Origin of the sequence: Mesorhizobium australicum WSM2073, from assembly GCF_000230995.2 — a bacterium.
Lineage (GTDB): Bacteria > Pseudomonadota > Alphaproteobacteria > Rhizobiales > Rhizobiaceae > Mesorhizobium > Mesorhizobium australicum.
Window position 1 is genome coordinate 2,052,633 of the sequence record NC_019973.1, and the last position, 15,993, is coordinate 2,068,625.

The 15,993-nt window shown below is 64.6% G+C and carries 18 protein-coding genes; all 18 read right to left on the reverse strand.

Features of this window, described 5'->3' with window-relative positions:
• Window positions 1-151 precede the first annotated feature (151 nt).
• Window positions 152-682 (reverse strand): transglycosylase SLT domain-containing protein, encoded by a 531-nt coding sequence (locus tag MESAU_RS09845; protein WP_015315898.1) that lies wholly within the window; start codon window positions 680-682, stop codon window positions 152-154.
• Window positions 669-2,048 carry a flagellar hook-length control protein FliK gene (fliK, locus tag MESAU_RS09850; protein WP_015315899.1) on the reverse strand — a complete coding sequence of 460 codons (1,380 nt, stop codon included), beginning with the start codon at window positions 2,046-2,048 and terminating at the stop codon, window positions 669-671. Before fliK ends, MESAU_RS09845 begins: the two co-directional genes overlap by 14 nt.
• Window positions 2,045-3,421: a hypothetical protein gene (locus MESAU_RS09855; protein WP_015315900.1), complete on the reverse strand. Its 1,377-nt coding sequence runs from the start codon at window positions 3,419-3,421 to the stop codon at window positions 2,045-2,047. Before MESAU_RS09855 ends, fliK begins: the two co-directional genes overlap by 4 nt.
• Window positions 3,418-4,785, reverse strand: coding sequence for a MotB family protein (locus tag MESAU_RS09860; RefSeq protein WP_015315901.1), 1,368 nt, complete (start codon window positions 4,783-4,785; stop codon window positions 3,418-3,420). The genes MESAU_RS09855 and MESAU_RS09860 overlap by 4 nt, the downstream gene beginning before the upstream one ends.
• Window positions 4,782-5,402 (reverse strand): hypothetical protein, encoded by a 621-nt coding sequence (locus MESAU_RS09865; RefSeq protein WP_015315902.1) that lies wholly within the window; start codon window positions 5,400-5,402, stop codon window positions 4,782-4,784. The genes MESAU_RS09860 and MESAU_RS09865 overlap by 4 nt, the downstream gene beginning before the upstream one ends.
• Window positions 5,403-5,405: 3 nt before the next feature.
• Entirely contained in the window at window positions 5,406-7,055 is a 1,650-nt protein-coding gene (fliF, locus tag MESAU_RS09870; protein WP_015315903.1) for a flagellar basal-body MS-ring/collar protein FliF, read from the reverse strand.
• A 126-nt stretch (window positions 7,056-7,181) separates the two neighbouring features.
• Window positions 7,182-8,252: a flagellin N-terminal helical domain-containing protein gene (locus MESAU_RS09875; protein WP_015315904.1), complete on the reverse strand. Its 1,071-nt coding sequence runs from the start codon at window positions 8,250-8,252 to the stop codon at window positions 7,182-7,184.
• A gap of 275 nt (window positions 8,253-8,527) precedes the next feature.
• Window positions 8,528-9,523, reverse strand: a complete 996-nt coding sequence (locus MESAU_RS09880; RefSeq protein ID WP_015315905.1) for a flagellin N-terminal helical domain-containing protein — start codon at window positions 9,521-9,523, stop codon at window positions 8,528-8,530.
• 242 nt (window positions 9,524-9,765) lie between these two features.
• Window positions 9,766-10,497, reverse strand: a complete 732-nt coding sequence (gene fliP / locus MESAU_RS09885) for a flagellar type III secretion system pore protein FliP (RefSeq protein ID WP_015315906.1) — start codon at window positions 10,495-10,497, stop codon at window positions 9,766-9,768.
• The gene (locus tag MESAU_RS09890; protein ID WP_015315907.1) at window positions 10,494-10,988 is read right to left on the reverse strand and encodes a flagellar basal body-associated FliL family protein; all 495 of its coding nucleotides are present in this window, start codon (window positions 10,986-10,988) and stop codon (window positions 10,494-10,496) included. The genes fliP and MESAU_RS09890 overlap by 4 nt, the downstream gene beginning before the upstream one ends.
• Before the next feature lie 20 nt (window positions 10,989-11,008).
• Window positions 11,009-11,713, reverse strand: a complete 705-nt coding sequence (gene flgH / locus MESAU_RS09895; protein WP_015315908.1) for a flagellar basal body L-ring protein FlgH — start codon at window positions 11,711-11,713, stop codon at window positions 11,009-11,011.
• Window positions 11,710-12,297: a MotE family protein gene (locus MESAU_RS09900; protein WP_015315909.1), complete on the reverse strand. Its 588-nt coding sequence runs from the start codon at window positions 12,295-12,297 to the stop codon at window positions 11,710-11,712. Before MESAU_RS09900 ends, flgH begins: the two co-directional genes overlap by 4 nt.
• A 2-nt stretch (window positions 12,298-12,299) precedes the next feature.
• Window positions 12,300-13,541 carry a flagellar basal body P-ring protein FlgI gene (locus MESAU_RS09905; RefSeq protein WP_015315910.1) on the reverse strand — a complete coding sequence of 414 codons (1,242 nt, stop codon included), beginning with the start codon at window positions 13,539-13,541 and terminating at the stop codon, window positions 12,300-12,302.
• Window positions 13,538-14,050 carry a flagellar basal body P-ring formation chaperone FlgA gene (flgA, locus tag MESAU_RS09910; RefSeq protein WP_015315911.1) on the reverse strand — a complete coding sequence of 171 codons (513 nt, stop codon included), beginning with the start codon at window positions 14,048-14,050 and terminating at the stop codon, window positions 13,538-13,540. Before flgA ends, MESAU_RS09905 begins: the two co-directional genes overlap by 4 nt.
• 6 nt (window positions 14,051-14,056) lie before the next feature.
• Window positions 14,057-14,845 carry a flagellar basal-body rod protein FlgG gene (gene flgG, locus MESAU_RS09915; RefSeq protein WP_015315912.1) on the reverse strand — a complete coding sequence of 263 codons (789 nt, stop codon included), beginning with the start codon at window positions 14,843-14,845 and terminating at the stop codon, window positions 14,057-14,059.
• Window positions 14,846-14,855: 10 nt separating this feature from the next.
• Window positions 14,856-15,179 (reverse strand): flagellar hook-basal body complex protein FliE, encoded by a 324-nt coding sequence (gene fliE, locus MESAU_RS09920; protein WP_015315913.1) that lies wholly within the window; start codon window positions 15,177-15,179, stop codon window positions 14,856-14,858.
• Window positions 15,176-15,592 carry a flagellar basal body rod protein FlgC gene (flgC, locus tag MESAU_RS09925; RefSeq protein ID WP_015315914.1) on the reverse strand — a complete coding sequence of 139 codons (417 nt, stop codon included), beginning with the start codon at window positions 15,590-15,592 and terminating at the stop codon, window positions 15,176-15,178. Before flgC ends, fliE begins: the two co-directional genes overlap by 4 nt.
• A gap of 2 nt (window positions 15,593-15,594) precedes the next feature.
• The gene (gene flgB / locus MESAU_RS09930; RefSeq protein WP_015315915.1) at window positions 15,595-15,975 is read right to left on the reverse strand and encodes a flagellar basal body rod protein FlgB; all 381 of its coding nucleotides are present in this window, start codon (window positions 15,973-15,975) and stop codon (window positions 15,595-15,597) included.
• Window positions 15,976-15,993 lie beyond the last annotated feature (18 nt).

Consider the following 15,993-nt stretch of genomic DNA (forward strand, 5'->3'; position numbering starts at 1 on the left):
CGTCATTTCTTGTAACTAGTTTCTTGGGAGTCCGGAATCGTATCGGTTGCATTAGCGTGCAGCCAGATATGCTTGGGGGTCCAAGTCTCGGCCAAGTCGAATCGATCGCTTCGCAGCCACGGGACTGATGTATTAGAAGTGGAAAATGCGCTTACGGGTTGCAGAAGGCGCGTGCGTTCGTGGTCCATTTGCCGAAGCCGGTGGCCACCATGTTGGCGATCACCCTGCAGACATAGACCTTCTGCGCCGGGTCGTTGTCGGGTCCGGCATGATAGCGGGCGACGGCCATGGACCAGGTCTCATGGCGGGCATGGAGGCTGGCCAGGAAGCGTGCCGCGTAGTCGACGTTCTGGCGCGGGTCGAGCATGTCCTCGACGTTGCGGAAATGCGAGGCATGGTAGTGATGGTTGATCTGCATGCAGCCGAGATCGATCAGCGTCTTGCCCTCGCGCTGGGCGTTGGCGAAGGCGGCAAGCGCTTCGTCCCGGCTTCTCGGGAAGACTGCTTTTCCCTCTATATTCAAGGCATTGGGTTGAAGGCTGCCCTTGTTTCCGGTTTCCGTCAACCCGACGGCATAGAGGATGCCGGCAGGCACGCCATAGCGGTCGGCGGCACGCAGGATCTCTGGTTCGCAAGGATTGGTGGCGGCGCCCGCGCTGCTCGCGAGGCTAGATAAAAACATCGCCGCCAGCGCGCTCGCGAGAAGGCGAAGCGGCGCGGCCATGTGCTTGCGCTTCATCATGATTACCCCTTGCGGATTGCTGACCTGACTGCTGGCCGCCGGTTCCACTGTTGCCGCCGCCGGAATTTCCGGGCTGGAAGGATGACGGATCGCGGCCGGGTGCAGCGCTCATCGAGGCGGTTGCATCCGTGCGGGTTGTAGAGGGAATTGCTACCGAAGGTTGCAGAATGGTGACCTTGTCAACCTCGAAGCCCAGCCCGCGCAGCGACTTGACGATCGCCTCGCTGTCGCTGGAAAGCCGGCGATAGGCATCGTGTGTTTCGGGCTTCAATTCAATCGACAGTTGTTCTCCGGAGAGCCGAAGATGGGCCGTGACCATGCCCAGTTCGGCCGGGTGAAGTTCGATCTTCAACACATGTGTCGGAACGGCAACAGAGCCTGTCAGCTGAGCGGTCGCGGAGGCCGTGGAAAGCGCCTGGTTCGGACCGCCATCGGCTGAAATGGCGCCGATCACGTTGAGGGCTGCCTGGCTTATCGGTGCCTGCGGCGGGGCGGGGAAGCTGCGCTCGGAAACGACGTCGATGCGTGCCGCCGCCGACTGCTGTTTTCCCGGCTCGGACCGCAACGCGGACTGGAGATCGGCGATCGATTTCAACTGCGGCGCCGCCTGCTTCGTCTCCACGCCCGGAACGTCCGCAGGCGCCTCGGGCAAGGGGCCGGCCGTGACCATACTGTCATGTTTAGGGGCGCCGGCGGCATCGCGAATGAGCCGGCCGTCGAGTTTCGTCAACGGTCCGTCGACCAGCGATACCCGCTCGGGCTTGGCCATGGGTTCGAGACCGTCACGCCCGGCGGCGGATTTCTGCCGGTGGGCCTTCGGCGGAAGCTGTCCAACGACCGCGGCGTCCTGTCCCGTTCCGGCCGCGCTCTGGTCGTCCGTTTTGGCCGGTGTCGAGAAATGGCGCAGGTCATGAAACGCCATCAGCAGCGCTAGATGCTCGTCGAGTGGCGTCGCGCCCGATTCGGCGGCCGGCGCGTCGGCATCGGCATCCTTGTCCGTCCCGGCGTCCTTGCCGTCCTTCATGGATTTCGCGGCAGACGATCCGCTCGGCGTGGTCCTTGCCTTGCCGGCGGGCCTAGGCTCGTCCTCGCCTGCCTTTGCCGCGAGCTCCGCGGCAAGCTTGCTCCACCGCGGATCGCGGGAGCCTGGCTCGGCCGGTGGCTGCTTCTCCGAATGGGCAGGGCTTGCGCCGCCGTGCACCATCCCTCCGAACCCGGTGTCGTCCTTCTTTCCGGACGCGGCCGGCTTCTCGGCCGTGCGCGCGGCGGTAAATCCGGGCAGGGCCGGGCCGAGGCTGGGGGTCATTTCGGGGCGGCTCCAAGCATCTGGTCGATCAGGTCTAGCTGTCGACGGGTTTTCGTCATGGCGGCGTCGGTCGGGTCTGTCGTGTCGGCGCTGGCCGCGACCGCCGGGGCCGATGCCGGCAGGACGGTTGCCGCGTCGGTTGCCGGCGCGGATGTGTTCGGCGCAGCGGGCGCAGCGGGCGCAGCGGCCAGGGGCGCCAAGGCCGGCTTCTCGGACACGGCACCCTCGACGGGTGGCAATCCGGCGGCATCCGTGGTCGATGCGGCCGCAATTTCGGGTTCGGGCGATGGTACGACCGGCGCGGGCGCCGGATTTGCGACCGGAAGGGAAGCAGGCGGCGCCACCACTTCGCCGGCGATCGCCTGGGCCGCGTCGAGCAAGGCCCGGTCGCCGTCCGATAATTTGCTGCGGTCGATCTTGCCAAGTTTGGTGCGCACGTCCTCGATCGTATCGGAGGTCACCGTGGACAGGCTGGAATAGAGCAGGGCGCGCGGATCGCCCTGGTTGGTGTTGCCGTCGCGACCCTGTTCGGCCCTCGCCGAGGCGAAGGCCGACAAGTCACTCATGCCGTCAATCGCGGCGCGGCGCGCGATACGCAGATAGATCACCTTCTCGCGCTCGGGGTCCATCATCGAGGTGATGTCGGCCAGCTTGTCCTGGCTGATCGACATATGCAGTGCAATGACGCCGGAGACGAAGGAGTCGGCGAACTGGCTGGCGTAAGGCGAATAGAGGTAGCGCTCGACATATTGGGTGGAGGCAAGCGCGAACCGCGCCGCGTCGCCCTGCGTCACGGCAATGCCGACCGAGCGCCGCAAGGCCGCTTCCTCGACCAGAGTGCCGGGGCTGAGCAGCTTGGCTTCATCGAGCAGCGTGAGTGCGGCCGCCGGCTGATCCGGGGCAAGCAATGACCCTTTGACCAAAGCGAGGAACGCGCCGAGGTCGCCTGGCAGGGTCATTGGGTCGATCGGCCTCAGGGCTTCGATCGCCTCGCCTGGCCGGCCGTTCAGATAGTCGATCACCCCTTTGGCCATGGCAAGGTTCCGCGGATCGGAGGCGGCGCGCGATACGGCCGCCTCGACGGTCACCGGATTGCCGCCGCTCATGCCGTAGACCAGCAACGCGCGAAAATTCTTGGGATCCTTGAAATCCTCGGCGTCCGCCGCGCGCAAACGCGCATCGGTCATCTCGAGCAGCTTGGCCTGCATCGGCATCGCGGCATGATCGCCGGCCGCGATGCGGTCCTGAACGAGCTGCAGCGAGCGGACCAACTGATAAGGCTGCAGCGTGTCCTGGGCGAGGCCCGCAGACGGACAAGCCGTGGCCAGCAGCAACAGGCCTATCATGCGGCTGGTGAGCGCCGCCCGTTTCATCCGCCGGTTGCCATCAGGATCTCGATGCGGCGGTTGGCCGCCGACAGCGGATCAGCCGCATCCTTGGGCTGGCGATCGGCGAAGCCGGCAACCTCGGTGATGCGGCGTTCATCGACGCCGCCACGCACGAGCATGTAATAGGCCGAGTGCGCGCGCGCCGTCGACAGCCGCCAATTGTCGTAGCTGGCACCGCGGAAGGGACGCGCATCGGTGTGACCGTTGATGCTGATGGTGCCTTTCTGGCCATTCACGATGCGGCCGATCTTTTCCATCGCCAGCACCAGTTCGCGGCTCGGCACCGCCGAGCCGACCTCGAACATGCCGAAGTCGAGCTGATCGGTGATGGAGATGACGACACCCTTGTCGGTGGCTTCCACCGAGACGCCGTCATGCAGCTTGTCGCCGGGCTTGAAGGCATCGGCCAGCTGTTGCTTGACGTCGGCGGCGGCCTTCAGCGCGGCGGCGGTCGGAGCCTTGTCCGTCTCGAATTTTGCGGGCTCCTGCTTCGCTGCGGCCGTGTCCGCCTTGGCCATGTCCGCTGCCTTGCCGTCTCCAGCCTCGGCCTTGGTATCGCCGGCCTTGGCATCAGCAGTCTTGACCATTGTCGCCGCGGCGTCCTTGCTATCCCCGGCCAGGGGCTCCAGTGGCGCATCCTTGATCGGCGGCGCCGGCGGCACGGCCTTGACCTTGGCGATTTGTGTCTCGGCAGCCTTGTCGCCGGGCTTGAGCGGATCGCCCTCGACCCTGGGGCGCTGGGCACTCGCCTCGGCGCCGGGCGCGGCGACCTGCTGCGACCAGAAGTCCGGCTCGAAAGGATCGCGGTAGGACGCGCCGCCCGAGGCGCCCGTCGCCGGGCCGGAATTCTGCGCGCCGCCATCGCCCTTCTGGCTGACATTCTGCATGACGCCGGTATCCGTGGCGATCTCCGAAAGCACCGCATAGGGGTCGGCGAAAAGATGCTCGTCGGACTGTTGCGACTGCTGCGGCTCCTGCTTGTCCTGTTTGCGATTGGACGAGCCCGCGGCGCCGGTGCCGTCCTGTCCAGCCTTGGTGGTCGCTTCCTGCGGGTCGTCGGCCGTCGGCCCGGCCGTGCGCGGTCCATTGCCGAGATCCTTAAGGCCCTTGCGGCTCGATTCGCGGTCGACCAGCTTGACGGGGTTGAAATAGCTGGCGACGGCCGTCTTGGTCTGTTCGTTGGCGGCATTGATCAGCCACATGACCAGGAAGAAGCACATCATCGCGGTCATGAAGTCGGCGAAGGCGATCTTCCAGACGCCGCCATGATGACCTTCGTCGTGGTCGTCATGGCCGCGCCGCACGATGATGATCTCGTGCCTGCCATGATCGGCTTCGGCGACGCTCATGACAGGACCTCGGACAGGGTTACCGACCATTCGGCCATTCGCGTTTCGAACACGGCCTCGTCGATGGTGACCATCAGGTCGAAGCCGGGCGCCTCGATGAAGTCGAGGTTTGCGGCGCGTGACCCAAGCGACGCCTTCAGCGTTTCGAACAGCGAGAGCGGCCCGCGAACGGCGATGCGCACCGCTTCGCCATCGCCAACGGCTTCGCGGATCGCGCCGGCGAGCGCTTCGAGCGAGCGCTTCCGCAGATCGTCGCTGACAACGCCGCCGATGATGCGGGCGACCGTGGCGGCGACAAGATCCGTCACGCGCGCCTCCATGGCGTCGATGCGCGACGAGACCGCCTTGCCGACATCGCCGCCGAAACTGTCGAGAAAGGCCTTTGCTTCCTCGGCATTTGCCTGGCGTTCCGCTTGCAGCGCTGCTTCATGGGCCGAGGCAAGCCGTTCGCCGAGCGCCGCCTCCGCCTGGGCAACGGCTTCGGCGATCAGCGTGCCGATATCGGCCGTCGGTGCTGCCGCCTCGGGCTTGTGCTCGGCGGTGGCCTGCGGCTGGCTGGCGCGTTGCGCGCGCGTGCCGAAATCCGGGAGAAGATCAAAGAGGGCTGCGGAGGGCATGGTCTACGCCGCGACTTCCTGGGCCGCCCATTTGCGCAGGATCTGCGCGGTGCGTTCCTCGTTGATGTCGACCATGCGGGCAAGCCGCTCCTGCGGAGCCGGCCTGATCTTCTGGCGCAGATCGTCGAGCGGGGTGGCGCCGGCACGCGTGCCGGGCAGAGCGCCAATGGCGGCACCCGCATCGGCGGAAGCGGCTGCCTCCGGGGTGGGCAGGGAGCGCTGGACCTCATCGAAATTGGGGCCTGCTATAGCGGGCGTCGCCTTTGCCGTCAGCGCGGCCGCCATCGGCCGCAGGCCGAAGAAGGCGACCAGGAACACCACCACGATGAAGGCGCCGGCATTGATCAGCGTGCCGGCATGCTGGCCGATGGAATCGAGCATTCCCGCCTGTGGCACCGCCTCGCCGTCCAGCCCGTCGATGAACTCGACGGCCGACACGTCGATGATGTCGCCGCGCTTGTCGTCGAAGCCGGTGGCGGAGCTTACCATCTTCTGGATTTCGGCGACGCGCTTGGCTATCTGGTCCGGTGTCGCGTCCTTGCCCAGGATCGTCTTCAGCCGGTCCTGGTTGACGACGACGGCGATCGACATCTTGGTGACGCTGTAGCCATTGGAGACGGTGGCGATCTTCTTGGAGTTGATCTCGTAGTTGGTGATCTCCTCCTTGCGGTCGTTGGCCGAGGAGGTCTGCGGACCCTCGGTGCTGGCCGCCTGCGTCTCCGGCAGGTTCTGCTCGACGCTGGCCGGGGTCGAGGCCTGTTTCTGGTTGCTGTTCTCGTTGGCGCGCACCGATTGCACCGAGCGCTCGACACGGGACTCCGGATCGAAGATCGTCTCTTCGGTCTGGCGGGTGTCGGTGTTGACATCAGCTTTTACGCTGGCGCGGAAATTGTCGGGCCCGAGATAGGGCGTGAGCGCGCGGCGAATGTTGTCGCCGATCTGCGCCTCCACGGTCTGCTCGACGCCGAGCGTGCGAGCGGCACTGGTGTTGGATGGATCATCGCCCGCGGCCAGCAGATTGCCGTTGGAATCGAGCACCGTCACCTTGTCGGCCGACAGGCCAGGGACTGCGGCGGCGACGAGATGGCGGATCGACATGGCGCTCTTCTCCGCGTCGATGCCGGCGTAACGGATGACGACCGACGCGGAGGGCTGCTGTTCGTCGCGACGAAAATTGGCGCGCTCGGACATGACGATGTGGACGCGCGCCGCCTTGATGCCCGATATCGATTGGATGGTGCGGGCGATCTCGCCTTCGAGCGCGCGCACCCGGGTGATCTGCTGCATGAAGGAGGTGAGACCCATCGCGCCGACATTGTCGAACAATTCGTAGCCGGCATTGGCGCTGGTCGGCAGGCCCTTTTCGGCAAGCAGCATGCGCGCCTGCGCCGTGGTGCCGGCCGGAACCAGCACGGAGGTTCCGTCGGCGCCGACGTCGAAGCCGATGCCGGCCTCGCCCAGCACCAGGCCGATCTGGTTCACGTCGGAGCGATCGAGCCCGACATAGAGCGTGTCGTAGGCCGGGCGGTTGAGGTAGACCGAGGCAATGCCGATGACGCCCATCACCAGGACGGCGATGCCCGCCAGCATGGCCAGGCGCCTGACGCCAAAGCCGCGGAGATTCGAGATGATGCTCTGGATCTGTTCCGGCACGATTGAGCGACTCCCAGCATGACTGTCCGCCGGAACACTAGCCCCCGAAGCTTGTGCGAAAATGAAATCGGGCCGCGCTTGCGGCGCGGCCCGTGAATTTCGAAGTATCCGTCAGCTAGGCCAAGGTTAGCCGTTCTTGAACAGCGACAGGATCGACTGCGAGGAGCTGTTGGCGATCGACAGCGACTGGATGCCGAGCTGCTGCTGGACCTGGAGCGCCTGGAGGCGGGTCGATTCCTTGTTCATGTCGGCATCGACGAGCTGGCCGACGCCGCGATCGATCGAGTCCATCAGGCTCTGCGTGAAGGTCTTCTGCAGGTCGATGGAGCTCTTGGCCGCACCGAGAATGGTGGCGGAGTCGGTCAACTGGCTCATGACCTTGTCGATCTTGCCGACCATCTGGGTGATGATGTCGTCGGTCACGCCGGCCGCGGTGATATCGAGGTTGTATGCGGAAACATTGTCGATCCTGGGAACCACCGCCCCGGCCGCGGTCTGGCCGGCGGTGTTGGCGGCAATATCCGTGCCGCCGCCGGCGATTGCGGCCGCATAAGCGGTATCATACAGGTCCTGGGCGGCCGCCGTGGAATAGACCGAGGTCTGGCGGTCAAGCGTGCCCTGGTTCTTGACGGCGGTGGAGAGACCGGAATCGAACAGCTTGGTGCTCTCGACATCGATGTCGATCGTCCCGAGCGAGATGGCGCCCGACGATGAGCGATTGAAGGACGACACGATCTTGGCGTCGGCCTGGACGCCATCATTGGCGGCGGCGACCTGCGTCGACGTTACCGAAAGATAATTCGAGCCCGAAAAGGTGGCGGCATCGGCAAAGGACTTCATCTGCGCCTGGAGTGCGGTGATTTCAGTCTGCGTCTTTGCCTTGGCGGCACCCGTCTGGCCGATGGTCGAAAGCAACTTGGTCTTGATCTTGCCGATCGTATCCAGCGCATTGTTCATGCCGGTATAGGCAGTGTCGACTTTCGAGGCGCCCAGGCCGAGCGCGTCCTGGACTGTCGACAGCGCCTGGTTGTCGGAGCGCATCGTTGTGGCGATCGACCAGTAGGCGGCGTTGTCGGAGGCCTCGGAGACCCTGTAGCCCGTCGAGATTCGGGACTGCGTTTGCTCGAGCGACTTGTTGGTGGCGTTAAGGCTTTGAAGTGCGGTCAACGCCGCGGCGTTCGTCATGATGCTCGCCAAGAAACTCGCTCCTTTTTCCAGACCGGTCTTTCTCAAACCGGCGTTGCCCTCGCGAGCCGCTCGACCCGCTCGTGGATTACCGTCACCCGATCGGGCCGATTCGGCAATCCGTTGTAAGTCATTGGTTAACCATGACTAGCGCGTTATGGTTAACGGCCTGTTAAAAGCCAGCTTTCGAGGGTTAAGAAACGAGGGTTGCGCGGGGCTGGAGCAAACGCAAAACGGGCCGCGCTTTTGGCGCGGCCCGTTTGCCTGGTTTGATCGGTCGTGAGGGATCAGCCGCGGAAGAGCGACAGGATCGACTGCGACGAGCCGTTGGCGATCGACAGCGCCTGGACGCCGAGCTGCTGCTGAACCTGCAGGGCCTGGAGGCGGGTCGATTCCTTGTTCATGTCGGCATCGACGAGCTGGCCGACGCCGCGATCGATGGAGTCCATCAGGCTCGAGGTGAAGGTCTTCTGCAGGTCGATGGAGCTCTTGGCGGCGCCGAGCTTGGTGGCAGCGTTGGTCATGCCCTTCAGCGCGGCATCGACGACGTTCATCATAGCCTGGATCTGGGTGTCGCTCGCAGCGGTGGTGCCCGAGAAGATCTTCAGGCTGGCGACCGAATAAGTGTCGGTGGCCGCCGCGGCAGCGCCCAAGGTCGGGTTCGAGGCCGCGGCCGCGACGCTGCCATCGGTACCGAGGCGGTCGGCGTCGAGGATACCCTTCGTCACGCCGGCAGCAGTGCCGGCTTCATACAGCTTGATGCTTTCCACGTTGACGTCGATCGTCGAGATCGAAACCGCGCCGGTGGCGCTGCGGTTGAAGGCCGAAACGATCTTGACGTCGGCCGCGGTCGTGGCGGTGGCGCCGCTGTTGACCGAGAGCATGTTGGTGCCGGAGAAGGTGGCGCCATCGGCATAGGCCTTCAACTGCTTCTGAAGAGCGGCGATTTCGACCTGGGTCTTTTCCTTGGAAGCGTCCGTCTGGCCGTAGGATGCGGTCAGCTTCTGCTGGATCTGGTTGATGGTCGTGATCGCGCTGTCCATGCCGGTGTAGGCGGTGTCGACCTTCGAGGCGCCGAGGCCGAGCGCGTCCGAAACGGTGGACATCGCCGAGTTGTCCGAGCGCATCGTGGTGGCGATCGACCAGTAGGCGGCGTTGTCCGACGCCTGGGAGACGCGATAACCCGTCGAGATGCGGGCCTGGGTGGTGTCGAGGTTCTTCTGGGTGGCGTTCAAGCTCTGCAGAGCGGTCAACGCCGAGGCGTTGGTCATGATACTGGCCATGGCTACTCGTACCTTGTTTTACAGGGTGTTTTTTGCATACCGGTTTGTCCGGTATGACGGAGCGGCATCATGCCAATGACCGTTGCGTTTGGGTCACCCGCCATCTGCGAGCGACTATGGCGGCGAGTCCCTACCAAAGGACTAAACTGGACGGTTAATCGAAAATAATTCGGAGGAATTCGATGACGCGGCGCGCTGCCTCATTCCGCAGGCAGGGCATACCCGATGTCGAGCACGCACGGTCAGGTGAAAGAGCGCACCAGGCTGCCGACGAGCAGGTTCCAGCCGTCGATCAGGACAAAGAACAGGATCTTGAACGGCAACGACACGACCGTGGGCGGCAGCATCATCATGCCCATCGCCATGGTGATGGTGGCCACGATCAGGTCGATGACCAGGAATGGCAGCACGATCAGGAAGCCGATCTCGAAGCCGCGCCGGATCTCGGAGATCATGAAGGCAGGCACCAGGATGCGCAGGTCGACCGTCTCCTTCGCAACGACCTGGCCGCGTTCGCGGGCGAGGTCCGCGAAAAGGTCGAAATCCTTGTCGCGCACATTGTGCAGCATGAAGGTGCGGAACGGATCGGAAATCTTCTCGAAGGCCTCTGTCTGGCTGATCTGATTGTCCATCAACGGCTTGACGCCGGTATTCCACGCCTGATCGAAGGTCGGCGCCATGACATAAAAGGTCATGAACAGCGACAGCGAAATGAGGATGAGGTTCGCCGGCGTCGATTGCAGGCCAATGCCGGCACGCAGGATGGAGAAGGCGATGACGAAGCGGGTGAAGCTGGTCACCATGATCAGCAGCCCCGGCGCCACCGACAGCACGGTGAGCAGGCCGAACATCTGGATGATGTAGCCGACGGTGGCGCCATCGGCCTTGCCGATGCCGCCAAGGTCCAGTTGCTGGGCCGCCGCGACGGAGGTGGCGGCGCCAATCAGTGCCGCGGCAAGAAGGAATTTTCTCATTCGAGCAGCAATGTCCTGACGAGAACCTGTTTGACGTGCCCCTGACTGCGGATCGAGGCGCGTTCGTCGAGATCGGCCTTCAGATGCTGGTAGCCGCTGGCGCCTTCGATCTGGTGCATCTTGAGGGTACGCACGAAGGCCAGAAGATCCTGCTGGACGTCCTCCGCCATCGCCGGCGGCTGCGGGGCGTCGTAGACCACGGACACTTCCATCCTGATCCAAGTGTCCGCGGGCGAGGCGATGTTGGTGGTGATCGGCGCCAGCGCGACGAGCGTCGGCCCCGCGCCAGCTTGTTGAGCGGCTTCGGGCTGGGGTACCTTGCCCTCGTTTTCAGGCGCGACTGGCACCGACGATGGTGCGCCGACGCCCTTGAGATAACCGCCCGACATCCAGCCCATGCCGATGGCGGCGGCCGTCACCACGAGCAGCATGGCGCCCTGCACGGCAAGGGAAGGACCCTTGCGAGGCTGAATCTGATCGACATTGGCCATGGTGCCGCGCTCTCCAATGCCTAGAACGGAAGAACCTGGTCGAGGACCTGCTGGCCATAAGCCGGCTGCTGGACCTCGCTGACGCGGCCACGGCCGCCATAGGAGATGCGCGCCTCGGCGATGCGTTCATAGGAGATGGTGTTTTCCGCGCCGATGTCCGACGGGCGCACCATGCCGGCGATGGTGAGCACCCTGAGCTCGTAGTTGACGCGCACTTCCTGGGAACCCCTGATCATCAAATTGCCGTTGGGCAGGACCTCGGTGACGACGGCGGCGACGTTGAGCTCCAGGTTTTCGGAGCGCTTGATTTCGCCGTCGGCATTGGTTTCGGTGCTGGAACTCAAGCCGGCGTCGCCCTTGCCGCTGGTGCTGTTGCCTTCCCATCCGAGCGTGACGTCATAACCCAGCTTGCGTGCGGCGGTGCGGCTCCGGTCGTTCTGGTTCTTGAAGTTGGCCTTGTCGTTGAGCTTGATCCTGACGGTCAGGATGTCGCCTTCGCGCAGCGCCCTGGGATCGGTGAACAGCCGGCTCTGGCGGTCGTCCCACAAAGAGAACTTCTTGACCGGCGCGGCGGGCGGCTGAGGATAGCTGTAGGGTGCTGCCCCGTCGCCGCCGATGCCCGAACCGACCGGCGACAGCGATGGTTCCCTACCGATTTCCTTGAAATTGGTTGCGCAGCCGGACAAGGCTGCCGCCGCGCACAGGATGAGCATTCTGCGGATCATGACGGATCTACCCTTCGGGCTGCGCTGGCCATGATGCCGGTGAGCGTCGCCGCCGCCTTCTGGTCCATTTCGTTGAGGATGACACCCGCCTTCCGTGAATCGAGCTTCATCAGGATGGCCGCGGCGAGGTCCGCATTGACGATCGCCAGGCGTTCGGCCGCCGCATCGGGCTTCATGCCGGCATAGATCTTGACGACGCCGTCCTCGGCCCGGGCCAGAAACACCTCGCGCCGCTTCAACCAGGTTTCGTATTCGGCTTTCTTTGCGTCCAGCGCCTTCATGCGCTCGTCGATGCCTGCCTGCAGCTGTTTTAACTCCTCCGCCTGCAAGGCATAGCGGCGGTCGCGCGCGGCGTCGGCGATGTTGGAGCAGAAGCGCTCGATCTCGCTCTGGTCCGGCGCCTTTTCTCGTGTCAGTTGCTGCGGTGCGACCGCGGGCTGCGCTCCGGGCAGAATCTGACGAACGACATCCTCGCCGCGTGCGCCGCAGCTCGAAACGGACATGGCCGCGAGGACCGTGGCCGCGAACAAGATTGCGCTGGGAGGGCGTCCTTGATGGGATGAGAGGGAGGTGATCATCGGCATCGCTATTGGAGAACCAGATCGGCTTGCAAGGCGCCGGCCGACTTGATGCCTTGCAGGATGGCAATGATGCCGTCCGGCTTGACGCCGAGACGGTTGAGGCCGGAAACGAGAGTTTGCAGGTCGGGCCCGTCGAGCACGGCGACGCGGGCGTTGGGCCGGGTGGCATCGATGGCTGTGAACGGTTCGACGGCGGTTTCGCCCTTAGAGAAGGGTTCGGGCTGCACGACGCGCGGCGCTTCCGTAATGCGCACCGTCAGCGTGCCGTGGCTGATGGCGACACGTGAGATCTTGACGTCGTTGCCGATGACGATGGTACCGGTGCGCTCGTCGATGACGACGCGGGCCGGCGTGTCGGACTCGACCACCAGGTTTTCGATCTCGGCATAGAAGCGGGCCGCCGAAACGCTCTTCGGCCGCCTGATCTGCACGGTGCGGGAATCGCGCTCCGCCGCCACGCGCATGCCGAAGCGCTGGGCGGTGTAGTCGTTGATCGCGTCCGCGATGCGGATGGCGGTGGAGAAATCGGGATTGCGCAATTGCAGCGTCAGCGTCGACTGGTCATCGAACTCGGCCTTCACCTGCCGCTCGATTATGGCCCCGTTCGGCACGCGGCCGGCGGTCGGTACGCCTTGCGTCAACTGCTCGGCCTGGCCTTGAGCGGTGAAACCGGAAACGATGACCGCGCCCTGGCCGACGGCGTAGATCTCCCCGTCCGCCGCCTTCAGCGGCGTCATGATCAGCGTGCCGCCGGCAAGCGAGGTAGCGTCGCCCATCGAGGAGACGTCGATGTCGATGCGGGCGCCGGACTGCACATAGGGCGGCATGTTGGCGGTGACGATGACGGCGGCGACGTTCTTGGCGCGTGCGCTGCCGCCTTCGGTGGCGATGCCGAGATTTTCGAGCATGGCGCGGATCGACTGTTCGGTGAACGGCGAGTTGCGCAGGCTGTCGCCGGATCCGGCGAGCCCGATGACGAGGCCGTAGCCGACGAGCTGGTTGTCGCGCGAACTCTGCAGCTGCGCGATATCCTTGATGCGCGAGGCGACCTGGCCAGGCGGCAGCGAGCTTGGTCCGGGCGAAACGCGGAACATGCGCGTGGTGGTGGCGGGATCATATTCGGGATCGTCGTAGACACCGCCATTCCTGGCGGCGAGTTCGCGCTTGGCCTTGGGCGTCAGGCCATCGGCTAGTGCCGGCTGCAGACCGAGCGTGGCCGCAATCAGAAGGGCAAGCGGGCGCATCATGAAGCGCCGACCTGGATGGTGCCGTCGGCCATCACCGTGCCCGAGAGAATCTTGCCGCTGTCGCTGTTGCGGACCTTGATGAAGTCGCCCGCCGAACCCGGCTGCAAGGTCACGGCGGTGGCCGTGATCGTCAGCCCGCCGGCGACGAAGAAGACCTGCACAGCGGCACCCTGCTCGACCAGCCAGGCCTCACGGACGGCGACTGAAGGAATGTAGCGGCCGGGCAGCAGCGTGCGCTTGGCGATCTTGCCCTGCAATTCCTCGGAACGGGTCGCAACAGCATCGGGCTTATGCTTGCCGGGGATGAGGGTGACCTGCTTCAGGGCGGTGAGTTCAATGGTCTCGCCGGGATAAATGACCCGGTTGGGGATCAGCACGACCTCGCCAGCAGGTTGGTTGCTGGCGATCTGGTTGGCCGAGTCCTGGGCGAAAGCCGGCATGCCGCAGGCTACCAGCGCAAGGGCGAGCGCGGCGCGACGGAATGCGGAGCAGGAGATCGGCATGGCCATCATCCGTTACCTGATGTTCTTGGAGACGACGGAGGCCATGTCGTCGGCGGCCTGGATGACCTTGGAGTTCATTTCATAGGCGCGCTGCGCCGAGATCAGTTCGGTGATTTCCTTGACCGGGTCGACATTGGAGGCCTCGAGATAGCCTTGCTGGATGGTGGCGAAGCCGGGATCGCCGGGCACGCCGACATTGGCCGGGCCGGAAGCCGTTGTCTCCTGGAAGAGATTGTCGCCGAGCGGCGCGAGGCCCGCCTCGTTGGCGAAGTTGACGATCTGGAGCTGGCCGAGGTTCTGCAGGTCGGTCTGGCCGTCGATGCGGGCGAAGACCTGGCCGGTCTTGTTGACGATGACTTCGACCGCATCAGTCGGCACGGTGATGGCCGGAATGACACTGGCGCCGTCCACCGTCACCAGCTGGCCGGTGGCGTTGGTGTTGAAGGCGCCGGCGCGCGTATAGAGCGTGCCGCCATCGGCACCCTCGATCTGGAACCAGCCCCTGCCGGTGAGCGCCATGTCGAAGCTGTTGCCGGTGCTGGTCAGTTCACCCTGGGTGTGGACGTTGCGCACGGCGGTCGTCTTGACGCCGAGACCGATCGAAACGCCTTCCGGCACCAGCGAGGCGTTGGAGCGGTTGGGCACACCTTGCGTGCGATCGACCTGGTAGAGCAGGTCGGAGAATTCGGCGCGCGCGCGCTTGTAGCCGGTGGTGTTGATGTTGGCGATGTTGTTGGCGATGACTTCCAGATTGGTCTGCTGGGCATTCATGCCGGTGGCGGCGATGGCGAGTGCTTTCATGGCCTGCTCCTCAGATGCCCATGCGACTGACTTCGAGATAGGCCGAGACCACCTTGTCGCGGATGGCGACGGCGGTCTGCAGCGCCTGCTGGGCGCTCATCACGGCATCGACCACCTGGCGGGTGTCGGCGTCGCCCTTGAGCGCCTGCATCGACACCTGCTCGGCATTCTGCATGGTGCTGACGGTCTTGGAGGCAGCCTGGCTCACCGCTTCGGCGAAGGAGGTGCCAAGGTTGCCCGATGCCGCCGGCGCAACGCCACCCTGCAGCAGATCGGTGGCTGTATGGCCCAGCCCAGGCTTCAGGTTAAGCGCGCCGATGCCGTTGACGATCATTGGTTCCTCATCAGGTCGATGGTCATTGAAATGAGGTCACGCGCCTGCTTCACGACCTGCAGGTTGGCCTCGTAGGAGCGGTTGGCTTCGGTCATGTCGGCCATCTCGATCAGCACGTTCACATTGGGCATCTTGACGTAGCCCTTGTCGTCGGCGGCCTCGTTGCCGGGCTGGAATTCGACGGGAAAATTGCTCGGGTCGCGGTCGATCGAATTCACCTCCACCGTCGAGCTGCCGGAGGCCCGGTCGAGTTCGGAGACGAAGCTGATGGTCTTGCGGCGATACGGGTCGGCGCCCGGCGTGGTTCCTGTCGACTGGGCGTTGGCGAGGTTCTCCGAAACCACGCGCAGGCGCTCGGACTGAGCGCCGAGGCCTGATGCTGCGACTTTGAGGGCTGCGGTCAGTGCGTCCATGGTCAGCTCTTCACCGCCATCATCATCATTGAGTGGAATGCCTTGACGATGGCCGTGTTGAGTTCGAAGGAGCGGCGCACCTCGCCGGCCTTGAGAAGCTGGTCTTCAAGCACGACCGTGTTCTTGGAGGGCATGACCACGCCGTCGTCTTCCTGCGGCTTGATGGAGAAGCCGGCATTGGTCGCCGCAGTGCCGAGATGGCCGGGCTCGGTGATCTGGAGCGACACCGCAGTGCGGTCGAGCACCTTCTCGAACGGCTCGACATCGTTTGCCGTGTAGCCCGGCGTGTTGGCATTGGCGATGTTGCCGGCGACCGCCGACTGACGTACCGACAGCCACTGCGCTTGCTTGGCGGCGAGATCGAAAAGGGAAACAGGCTCCATGGGAATCTCCGGGCATGT

Bases quoted from the DNA above. Each gene is read 5' to 3' on its own strand.
- MESAU_RS09845 (WP_015315898.1), bottom strand. From the start codon at position 682: ATGTTTTTATCTAGCCTCGCGAGCAGCGCGGGCGCCGCCACCAATCCT.
- fliK (WP_015315899.1), bottom strand. From the start codon at position 2,048: ATGACCCCCAGCCTCGGCCCGGCCCTGCCCGGATTTACCGCCGCGCGC.
- MESAU_RS09855 (WP_015315900.1), bottom strand. From the start codon at position 3,421: ATGAAACGGGCGGCGCTCACCAGCCGCATGATAGGCCTGTTGCTGCTG.
- MESAU_RS09860 (WP_015315901.1), bottom strand. From the start codon at position 4,785: ATGAGCGTCGCCGAAGCCGATCATGGCAGGCACGAGATCATCATCGTG.
- MESAU_RS09865 (WP_015315902.1), bottom strand. From the start codon at position 5,402: ATGCCCTCCGCAGCCCTCTTTGATCTTCTCCCGGATTTCGGCACGCGC.
- MESAU_RS09880 (WP_015315905.1), bottom strand. From the start codon at position 9,523: ATGGCCAGTATCATGACCAACGCCTCGGCGTTGACCGCTCTGCAGAGC.
- fliP (WP_015315906.1), bottom strand. From the start codon at position 10,497: ATGAGAAAATTCCTTCTTGCCGCGGCACTGATTGGCGCCGCCACCTCC.
- MESAU_RS09890 (WP_015315907.1), bottom strand. From the start codon at position 10,988: ATGGCCAATGTCGATCAGATTCAGCCTCGCAAGGGTCCTTCCCTTGCC.
- flgH (WP_015315908.1), bottom strand. From the start codon at position 11,713: ATGATCCGCAGAATGCTCATCCTGTGCGCGGCGGCAGCCTTGTCCGGC.
- MESAU_RS09900 (WP_015315909.1), bottom strand. From the start codon at position 12,297: ATGCCGATGATCACCTCCCTCTCATCCCATCAAGGACGCCCTCCCAGC.
- MESAU_RS09905 (WP_015315910.1), bottom strand. From the start codon at position 13,541: ATGATGCGCCCGCTTGCCCTTCTGATTGCGGCCACGCTCGGTCTGCAG.
- flgA (WP_015315911.1), bottom strand. From the start codon at position 14,050: ATGGCCATGCCGATCTCCTGCTCCGCATTCCGTCGCGCCGCGCTCGCC.
- flgG (WP_015315912.1), bottom strand. From the start codon at position 14,845: ATGAAAGCACTCGCCATCGCCGCCACCGGCATGAATGCCCAGCAGACC.
- fliE (WP_015315913.1), bottom strand. From the start codon at position 15,179: ATGATCGTCAACGGCATCGGCGCGCTTAACCTGAAGCCTGGGCTGGGC.
- flgC (WP_015315914.1), bottom strand. From the start codon at position 15,592: ATGGACGCACTGACCGCAGCCCTCAAAGTCGCAGCATCAGGCCTCGGC.
- flgB (WP_015315915.1), bottom strand. From the start codon at position 15,975: ATGGAGCCTGTTTCCCTTTTCGATCTCGCCGCCAAGCAAGCGCAGTGG.